Genomic DNA, 9,031 nt, shown 5'->3' on the forward strand with positions numbered 1-9,031 from the left:
TCGACACGGTCGCTGATGGGGCTGAGGGCGTTGGAGGAGGGCATGTGCTCGTTGGGGAGCTTTCTGTTGTGCGCTGGATGCCTTGAGTAGCAATATGAGCAGAAACGGGTCGTTAGTAATGGAAAGGATCTCACGTTTCGGGCGTTGCCCGGAATGTCGGTTGTTCCTAAGGTCTTGTTCCTGACAGAACTGCACAGTCCGCCGTCGAACTTTGGTCAGTAGTGACCATCCGGACTGTGATGTGGGTCGCTACAGTTGTGCAGTCGGCGGCCGCACGTTTGAGCGAATTGTCACCATGTCCGGATTCAGTTCTCGGACTGCGCAACTCGGCGCAACTCGTCATCGAAGAATTCGCCGCAGACATCCTGCACGGACTGCAGGCGCCACAGCCTAAGAATCCGGGCGCCGCCGCCGCGCAAACATCATCGAAAAAACAACTCATCCAAGGAGAAACCATGGCAAAGGCCCTATTGATCGCGCACGTCCACCCCGCCAGCGCGGAGCAGGAAACCGAGTTCAACCGGTGGTACGACGAAGTTCACATTCCTCAGGTCCTCGAGCGGATTCCCGGTGTCGTCGGTGCATCGCGGCACAAGTACGCTGGCGCGCAACTGGTGCCGGAGGAAGCCGCGCCTATCCAGCGCTACTTGAGCTTGTACGAACTCGACACCGAGGACCTGGCTGCGACCGCGCAGCACTTCGGCACGGCACTCGCCGACGGCACGCTCGAATTGTCCGAAGCGCTCAACCGTTCGACTGCTGCTCCTGTGCTGCACTTTTACACCCCCGCGGTGTAATTCACGAACCCCTCGTGCCGGCCAATTGCCTTTTCGTCGGTCGGCACGAGATTGAGGACCGATCGCATCGGAGTGCATGCATGGTTCTGACGAATCAGGCGCAACTGCGCTCACGCAGGGTGGCTCTCGGACACGTGATTGTCACATGTGCACAACAGGCCGTGTGGAGTTGGTCAGTTCAGCCCACGCGAAGTGTGACCTACGTCGCCTACGGTTGGTTCATCGCAGCAATCTTCCCGGAGGCTCGTCAGGTTTCTGGATGAAATAAGAAGGGCCGAAGCATGATTCACACTTATCTGCCATGGAACCACCCGGACGAGTGGCTTCCACGCCCTTGGCTGCGCGACGCGAACACGGAATTGACCTACGGAAAAGCGGCCGCTTGGATCGATGCTGTTGCAGCGCAGCTGCATTCCAAGGAGATCGGGGAAGGCGACGTAGTTGCGGTCATGATGTCGAATCGCGTCGAGTTTCCCGTCGTCATGATGGCGGCATGGCGCCTCGGGGCTGTGGTGACACCCGTCAACCCGACACTGACGACGATGGAAGCGGACTACCAGATCGTCGATGCCGCAGCCAAACTGGTGATCCACGACAATGCCCCAGCAGACCTATCCGCCCACATGTCCCTCTCGCTCGACGATCTCGCCCCACCGCACAGCACCCCTGACCCAGCGATGTTGCCCCCCATTCCCTCCGACCTTGGTGACGCTGTCGCTCTTCTCATCTACACCAGCGGGTCGACCGGTCGGCCGAAGGGCGTGATGCTCACTCACGACAATCTCGTGTCGATGGCTGACATGCTGGCCACCCACTTTCACCTCACCGAAGTCGACCACTGCCTGCTGGTGCTGCCTCTGTTCCACGTCAATGCCATCTGTGTCAGCTTCCTCGCCTCGACGTACCGCGGCGCTCAGTTGACGATCCTGCGCCGCTTCGACGCTCCGTCCTTCATGACGGCAATCCGCGAGCACGGACCTACCTATTTCTCGGCGGTTCCGACTCTGCTGGCGCGCATCATCGAACTTCCCGAAGAGCAGACCGGACGGATCACCTCGGTGCGGTTCGTGCTCTGCGGAGCTGCGCCGGTCTCGGCGGAATTGTTGGACCGTGTCGAGAAACGGCTGGGGATCACGCTGGTCGAAGGATACGGCCTCACTGAAGGTACCTGCGTGAGCTGCTGCAACCCGATCGACGGGATCCGCCGCTTGGGAAGCGTCGGACCAGTCTTGCCCGGGCAGGAGGTGCGTCTGGTCGACGAGTCCGGAAAGACTGTCGCCACGGGTGAGACCGGTGAGGTGGTGGTGCGCGGTAAAAACGTCATGCGCGGCTACCTCAACCGTCCCGGTTCCACAGCAGAGACCATCGTTGACGGGTGGCTCCATACCGGCGATGTCGGCCGCTTCGACGAAGACGGTTACCTGACCTTGGTCGATCGGATCAAGGACATGATCATTCGAGGCGGAGAGAACCTCTACCCCAAGGAGATAGAGAACGCTCTGTACGGTCACGCCGATGTCCTCGAAGCCGCCGTCGTCGGACGATCGGACGACGTGTACGGCGAAGTTCCGGTCGCGTTCGTCGTTCCCTACCCCGGTACAGATGTGAGTGAGGAAACTCTTCGCTCCCATCTCGAGAGCACGCTCGCCAAGATCAAGATTCCCGTCCAGATCCACATTCTCACGAACATGCCGAAGAATCCCGTCGGCAAGATCGACAAACCCGGTCTGCGCACTCAACTACGCATGTAGGCAGGCGAACTCCCTTTCATCACCGCGTCAGGTCATCGACCTGAAGCGAGGATCGTTGCGCCCAAAAAGCGCTCCACAGAGACGTATTCACAATATTTCAAGGAGCCCGTCATGGGATACAAGACTCCCGATCTGCCCGCTGCCGATGCAGCGGACATCGTTGCCATGCCCACCTTCGAACGTATCCGCTATCTGGCCACCCACTGGGTGGACTACGGATTCGGCACCGCGAAGAAAACCCACGTCGGTTACGTTCTCAAGGTTCTGCTCTACATCGCCATCGGAATCACCGTCGCCACTGTCTCCACCGGCGCGGGCGCTCCGTGGGACGTGCCGGCCTGGTGGGACGAACCGATCGTGTATCAGAAGATGGTGATCTTCACGATCCTGTGGGAGATGCTGGGCATCGGCGCGTCCTCCGGACCGATGGCATTTCGCTTCAGCCCCAGAGTCGGCGGGCACCGTTACTGGCTCCGCTCCGGAACTCTGCGGAATCCGCCGTGGCCCGGAAAGATACCCTTCACCAAGGGCGGCGTGCGCGCCGAGATCGACGTCGCGCTCTACGCCTCGGTTGTCTTGAGCCTCATCGTCATCCTGACATTGCCCGGCGTCGACAGCAATTCACTCGCATCGGCACACCCGAGTGCTACCGCAGGTCTCCTCAACCCGGTTCTGTTGTGGCCTATGCTGATTCTCGCGGTCCTCATGGGGTTGCGAGACAAGATCACCTTCCTCGCTATGCGCGCTGAGCAGTATCTCCCCGCCGTAGTCTTCTTCGCCACCCTCGAATTCACCGACATGATTATCGCCTGCAAACTGCTGATGGCTGTCATCTGGATCGGCGCTGGAGTTTCGAAGTTCGGTCACCACTTCACCAAAGTCGTACCCGTCATGATGTCGAACGCGCCGATCATGTTCAGCAAGATTCTCAAGCGATCGCTGTACCGGAACTTCCCCGAGGATCTGCGTCCGTCGCGCGTGGGAAGTAGCGTCGCCCATATCCTGGGAACGACGGTGGAGATCGCAGCGCCGCTGATCCTGCTGTTCTCGACCAACCAGACCGCCACTCTTCTTGCCGCTCTGCTGATGGTCGCCTTCCACATCACCATCTTCTTGACCTTCCCGGTGGCGGTGCCCCTTGAATGGAACATCATGTTCGCGTTCGTCACCGTCTTCCTGTTCCTGGGATTCCCGACATGGGACGGCTACGGGCTCGGCAACATGTCTTCTCCATGGCTCACCGCGGGAGTCGTTGCCGCCCTGCTCTTCTTCCCAGTGTTGGGTAACCTGCGTCCCGACCTCGTCTCGTTCCTGCCGTCGATGCGTCAGTACGCCGGAAATTGGGCGTCCGCGATGTGGGCGTTCGCTCCAGGCGCGGAGAAGAAACTCGCCGACAAGGTGCTGATGTCGTCACCGAACCAGGTCGACCAACTCGGCGGCGCGTACGGCTATGATCTCGCGGAGATGCTGTTGCAGAAGGCAATTGCCTGGCGGTCGATGCACACCCAGGGCCCGGCGATGCTGTCCGCTCTCGACCGCAACCTCGACGACATCGACCGGTACACCCTCCGCGAAGGTGAATCGATGATCGCGAATCTGGTCGGATGGCACTTCGGTGACGGCCACCTGTTCAACGAGCGTCTGCTCATGGAAATCCAGCGGCGCGCGGACTTCGCACCTGGTGAGGTCGTGGTGATGTGGATCGAATCTCAGCCGCTGCACAAGGACCATCAGGAGTACAAGGTCATCGATCTCGGGCTCGGTGTGATCGAGCGCGGCACCTATCGTGTCAAGGACACCCTCGAGACTCAGCCATGGCTCCCCGATGGACCGATTCCGATGACCGTGACCTGGCAGCGCGCGGCCCATGCCGAGCGAGTGACCGCAGAAGCAGGTAACTGACATGCCGACAGCGGTGGTGGTGGGAAGCGGACCGAATGGGCTTGCTGCAGCAATCGAACTGGCCCGCAACGGATTCACGGTTCGCGTCATCGAGGCCGCAAACAAGGTCGGAGGCGGCACCCGCAGCAGCGAGCGCCTGGTGGACGGGCTCATTCACGACGACTGTTCCGCTTTTCATCCCACCGCGTTGGCGTCACCGTTCTTACGCGAGCTCGACGCCGCGTTCGACCTGGCTTCGCACGGCCTGCAATGGTGCTGGCCCGAGATCGACTTGGTCCATCCCCTCGATGACGGCAGCGCCGGAGTCCTGTGGCGCGATCTCGATCGCACCTGCGCGCAGATGGGCATCGACGGCAGGCGATGGCAGCAGATATTCGGAAAGACCGCTGATCACTTCGACGAGATCGTCACCGACGTCTTCCGTCCACTGATCGACATCCCAGACCATCCGCTCCTACTCGCGCAGTTCGGGATCCGGGCGGCCCTGCCGGCATCGGTGCTCGCGAGAATATTTCGTACTCCACAGGCGAAGGCGCTTTTCGGAGGCGTTGCCGGTCATGTCTTCGGGTCACTGACGACCCCGATGTCGAGCGCGGTAGGGGTCATGCTCATCGCTGCCGCCCACGCACACGGTTGGCCCGTCGCCAAGGGAGGATCACAGTCCATCGCGAACGCACTGACGTCGATCCTCACCGATCTCGGTGGCACGATCGAGACCGGTCGCATGATCACCGACATCGACCAGATCGACGACGTCGACCTCGTCATGCTCGATATCGCTCCTGATGCAGCAGCGCGGATCCTCGGGGACCGGTTGCCTCCGAGGATTGCTCGCGCATACCGGCGGTACCGTTTCGGGCCGGCCGCCTTCAAGGTGGACTTCGCCGTGCAAGGCGGACCTTCGGGCACTGGCGACGTCGTACCGTGGACCAACGAATACGCACGACGCGCCGGCACCCTGCATCTCGCCGGAACCGTGGACGAACTCGTCACTGCGGAGGGAGCGACCGTACGCGGCGACATGCCCGCCCGCCCCTTGGTCCTGGTCGGACAGCAGTTCCTCGCCGATCCCACCCGATCGGTCGGCACCGTACATCCAGTGTGGGCATATGCACACGTCCCCAACGGTTACCCCAACGACGTCACCGAGGTCGTCATCGATCAGATCGAGCGATTCGCCCCCGGATTCCGAAATCGCATCGTCGGCGTCCACACCCGCACGGTCCCGCACATGCAGGCGTACAACGCCAACTACGTGGGCGGCGACATCTCGGCGGGTGCAAACACCGCTCGCCAGATTGTCGCTCGCCCACGACTGGCGCTGGACCCATACTGGACTGGAGTACCTGGGATCTACTTGTGCTCCTCGGCCACACCGCCGGGCGCGGGTGTGCACGGGATGTGCGGACTGAACGCCGCGCGATCGGCACTACACGGAAAGAAGCGGTGATCGACCATGCAGGCCGAGGGCGATAGATCTCAGGCTGACCGTGACGGAGCCGAGAATGTGCGTCGGTTCGTCACGGCCAGCGGAAGTCGCCTCTATGCCCGGCAAGATGAAATCACCGAAGGTATGACCGCTGTCCTTGCGGGGGAAATCGAATTCATCGGCGCCGATCGGCCGCTGATCGAGCAACTCGAGCGAAGTATCCGTGGAAACGTCACCACCGTCTTCAACGCCATGGCAAACGAAGCGATGATAGAGCGTCTCGAACCTCCCATCGGTGCGCTCGACTATGCGCGGTTGCTCGCTCAACGAGCAATTCCTGCAAGCCATCTCGTACGGGCTTACTCCATCGGGCAGAACTACCTTCTCGAGGCAGCGTTCGACGAAGTTCAACGCGGGAGCTGTCCGAAGGACATCGAACACGAGGTCCTTCGGACCATCAACAAGTTCCTGTTTCACTATATCGACTGGGTCTCACTGATTGTCGGAAAAGCTCACGCAGACGAGCAAGCACGATGGTCCCAAGCCAAGACGTCCTCCGCGCTACCACTGATCCGGGCACTGCTCGATGGCCGGACTGTCGAATCCCGCGAATTCGAACGGGAAACCGGCTACCGACTGACCGAAACACATCTCGCCATGGTGCTGTGGGTCCACCAGGCCGACAACGGCACCCCGGATCCAGAGAAGATGCGACGGTTCGTCCACACCATCGAAACGGCCTGCGGTGCCATAGGTCGCCCACTGCTGCAGATGATCGACAGCGCGACAATGTGGATCTGGATGCCCGTCGCCTCCGACGCGACCGGCCGGTCCATGACGCAACTCGGTGCCAGGCTCGAACAAGCTGGACCGTACCGAATAGCAGTAGGCGCTCCCGGCCGAGGACAGACCGGATTCGCACGATCGCACCGACAAGCGATAGCAACCCGAGACGTCGCAGTCACGGCATCTCGATCAGCTCAACGAACAGTCACCTGCTACCGAGACCGCGGCGTGCGTGCGGTGTCACTGGTAGTCAAAGACATCGATGTCACCACAGCGTGGATCGACGAGGTGCTCGGCGAACTCGCCACCGACGACGAAACCACCGCACTGCTGAGAGAGACATGGCGAGTGTTCTTCCACACCGGCGAAAACTACCTCCGCACCGCAGAACTACTCAATGTGCACCGCAACACCGTGAAGTATCGGCTCGGGAAAATCTCACCCCACATCGGCGACAGTGCTGATGACGACCGCACCGACATCGTTCTGGCCCTCGAAATATGCCACCTTCTCGGGGCGCGGGTACTCAGGCCCGAGCCCAGAACGAGAACATCGACCCACCGGCACAGCGGCGAGATATGAACCTTACTCGGATTCAGTAACTTTCACTCGCCGATTGCACGACGAAACATCACCGTAGACGGTTCCACAACAATCGAAAGGCTTGATCATGGGAAGAGTTGAAGGCAAGGTCGCACTCATCACCGGCGGCGCAAAAGGCATCGGCTCCGCAACGGCAAAACTACTCCTCGAGGAGGGAGCAAATGTTGTACTGACCGACATCGACCCAGACGGCCGCGATGTCGCGACCACACTCGACAGCACCGGGACGCGAGCCCATTTCTTGCGCCAAGATGTCACCGACGAAGACCAGTGGGCTGACGTTCTCGAGAAAACCGTGTCCGTATTCGGTCGGATCGACATCCTCGTCAACAACGCCGGCGTCGCATCAACAGCCAACGTCGAAGACGAAACCCTCGAACGCTGGAGATGGCTGCAGTCGATCAACCTCGACGCCGTGTTCCTCGGCACAAAGGCCGCGATCACGGCAATGAAACACACGGGGGGAGGCTCGATCGTGAATCTGGCGTCCATCGAGGGGCTGGTCGGCGATCCGTCACTCCCCGCATACAACGCGAGCAAAGGCGGCGTCCGCATCTTCACCAAATCCGCCGCACTGCACTGCGCTAAATCAGGTTACGGAATCCGAGTGAATTCTGTTCACCCCGGCTACATCTGGACGCCGATGGTCGAAGCAGTCGCATCCGAAGGCGGTGACATCGACGCTGGCCGAGCTGCACTCACGGAACTGCACCCGATCGGACGACTCGGAACCCCCGAAGATATCGCCTACGCAATCCTCTACCTGGCCTCCGACGAGTCCTCTTTCGTTACCGGATCTGAACTCGTCATCGACGGCGGCTACACCGCTCAATAATTACACCGCACAAACAGCTCGGATAGCGACGGATCAAACCCGCAGCATTCGAGTACAGGCTGTGAGCGGCATTGGTTACGCGGGGGATGGATCTTTACCCGCGTAACCATTGCCGCTCATCCAGGCCGTCGTCTTGTCGTGTCGGTCTGGCAGCAGACTTGAAGAAACTCTGTGACGATTCGGCAGTCTCCCCATTGTCTCCTCCTCGCACGTCTGTCTCCTCCCCGCACGTCTGATTCGAGTTTGTGCAACAGAGGCAAACACGACAGCGGGGTCGAGTGGGTGCCGCATCATCAATTCTCCAGACCCTCGGAACCGGGGTCCTCCGCGAGCTGGAGAAGAATTCCAGCAAGGTCGTCTGAGTGAACCGTGCCGGGTTTGATGCCGCATCCGTTTTTGTGAAGGATGCAGATCATGCCCAAGCGTTACCCGCCCGAGCAGCGTGAGCGAGCCGTCAGGATGGTCCTCGATCACCTCGACGAATATCGGTCCGTCTACTCCGCATGTGAGGTGATAGGCCCGAAACTCGGCATCGGCGCCGAATCGCTGCGGAACTTCGGCCAAGCAAGCCCAGATTGATGCCAACCAAGTTCCCGGTGCTACGTCTGCGGAACTACAACGCATCAAAGATCTCGAGCGTGAGAGCCGAGAACTCAAGGAAGCCAACGAGATCCTGAAGTCGGCATCGATTTTCTTCGCGTGGGAACTCGACCCTCGCCGCCGCTGATAGTCCAGTTCATCGACGATATGCGTGCACAAAATGTCAGGGTCGAGTCGATTTGCCGAGTGCTCACCGCACAAGGATTCCAGTCGCCCCACGCACGTATCGCAACTGGAAAACCGCAGCACCGTCTGCACGGACGATCACCGACGCCCACCTCATCGAGGAACTGCGGGCCACGATCGGCACTGCCGAAGGGCTCTACGG

7 protein-coding genes are annotated in these 9,031 nt (G+C 60.5%); all 7 read left to right on the forward strand.

What is annotated here, in order from left to right; all coding sequences use genetic code 11:
- Positions 1 to 455 precede the first annotated feature (455 nt).
- The 7 genes from V2B23_RS30520 (at position 456) to V2B23_RS30550 (ending at position 8,682) form a co-directional block, all read left to right on the forward strand.
- Positions 456 to 797, forward strand: a complete 342-nt coding sequence (locus V2B23_RS30520; RefSeq protein WP_037134838.1) for a hypothetical protein — start codon at positions 456 to 458, stop codon at positions 795 to 797.
- A gap of 281 nt (positions 798 to 1,078) precedes the next feature.
- Positions 1,079 to 2,548 (forward strand): class I adenylate-forming enzyme family protein, encoded by a 1,470-nt coding sequence (locus V2B23_RS30525; protein WP_430953637.1) that lies wholly within the window; start codon positions 1,079 to 1,081, stop codon positions 2,546 to 2,548.
- A 111-nt stretch (positions 2,549 to 2,659) separates the two neighbouring features.
- The gene (locus V2B23_RS30530) at positions 2,660 to 4,450 is read left to right on the forward strand and encodes a DUF3556 domain-containing protein (protein ID WP_430953638.1); all 1,791 of its coding nucleotides are present in this window, start codon (positions 2,660 to 2,662) and stop codon (positions 4,448 to 4,450) included.
- Between the two features lies 1 nt (position 4,451).
- Positions 4,452 to 5,900 carry a phytoene desaturase family protein gene (locus V2B23_RS30535; RefSeq protein ID WP_430953639.1) on the forward strand — a complete coding sequence of 483 codons (1,449 nt, stop codon included), beginning with the start codon at positions 4,452 to 4,454 and terminating at the stop codon, positions 5,898 to 5,900.
- Positions 5,901 to 5,906: 6 nt separating this feature from the next.
- Entirely contained in the window at positions 5,907 to 7,247 is a 1,341-nt protein-coding gene (locus tag V2B23_RS30540) for a PucR family transcriptional regulator (RefSeq protein ID WP_430953640.1), read from the forward strand.
- A gap of 88 nt (positions 7,248 to 7,335) precedes the next feature.
- Positions 7,336 to 8,103 (forward strand): glucose 1-dehydrogenase, encoded by a 768-nt coding sequence (locus tag V2B23_RS30545; RefSeq protein WP_430953641.1) that lies wholly within the window; start codon positions 7,336 to 7,338, stop codon positions 8,101 to 8,103.
- A 414-nt stretch (positions 8,104 to 8,517) separates the two neighbouring features.
- A complete protein-coding gene (locus V2B23_RS30550) occupies positions 8,518 to 8,682 on the forward strand; it encodes a hypothetical protein (RefSeq protein ID WP_430953642.1) in 165 nt (54 codons plus the stop codon).
- The last annotated feature ends 349 nt before the right edge of the window (positions 8,683 to 9,031 follow it).

Origin of the sequence: Rhodococcus sp. 24CO, assembly GCF_050586165.1 — a bacterium.
Classification (GTDB): domain Bacteria; phylum Actinomycetota; class Actinomycetes; order Mycobacteriales; family Mycobacteriaceae; genus Rhodococcus_F.

Coding starts and splice junctions, on each gene's coding strand:
- V2B23_RS30530 (WP_430953638.1), top strand. CDS start 2,660: ATGGGATACAAGACTCCCGATCTGCCCGCTGCCGATGCAGCGGACATC.
- V2B23_RS30520 (WP_037134838.1), top strand. CDS start 456: ATGGCAAAGGCCCTATTGATCGCGCACGTCCACCCCGCCAGCGCGGAG.
- V2B23_RS30535 (WP_430953639.1), top strand. CDS start 4,452: ATGCCGACAGCGGTGGTGGTGGGAAGCGGACCGAATGGGCTTGCTGCA.
- V2B23_RS30550 (WP_430953642.1), top strand. CDS start 8,518: ATGCCCAAGCGTTACCCGCCCGAGCAGCGTGAGCGAGCCGTCAGGATG.
- V2B23_RS30540 (WP_430953640.1), top strand. CDS start 5,907: ATGCAGGCCGAGGGCGATAGATCTCAGGCTGACCGTGACGGAGCCGAG.
- V2B23_RS30525 (WP_430953637.1), top strand. CDS start 1,079: ATGATTCACACTTATCTGCCATGGAACCACCCGGACGAGTGGCTTCCA.
- V2B23_RS30545 (WP_430953641.1), top strand. CDS start 7,336: ATGGGAAGAGTTGAAGGCAAGGTCGCACTCATCACCGGCGGCGCAAAA.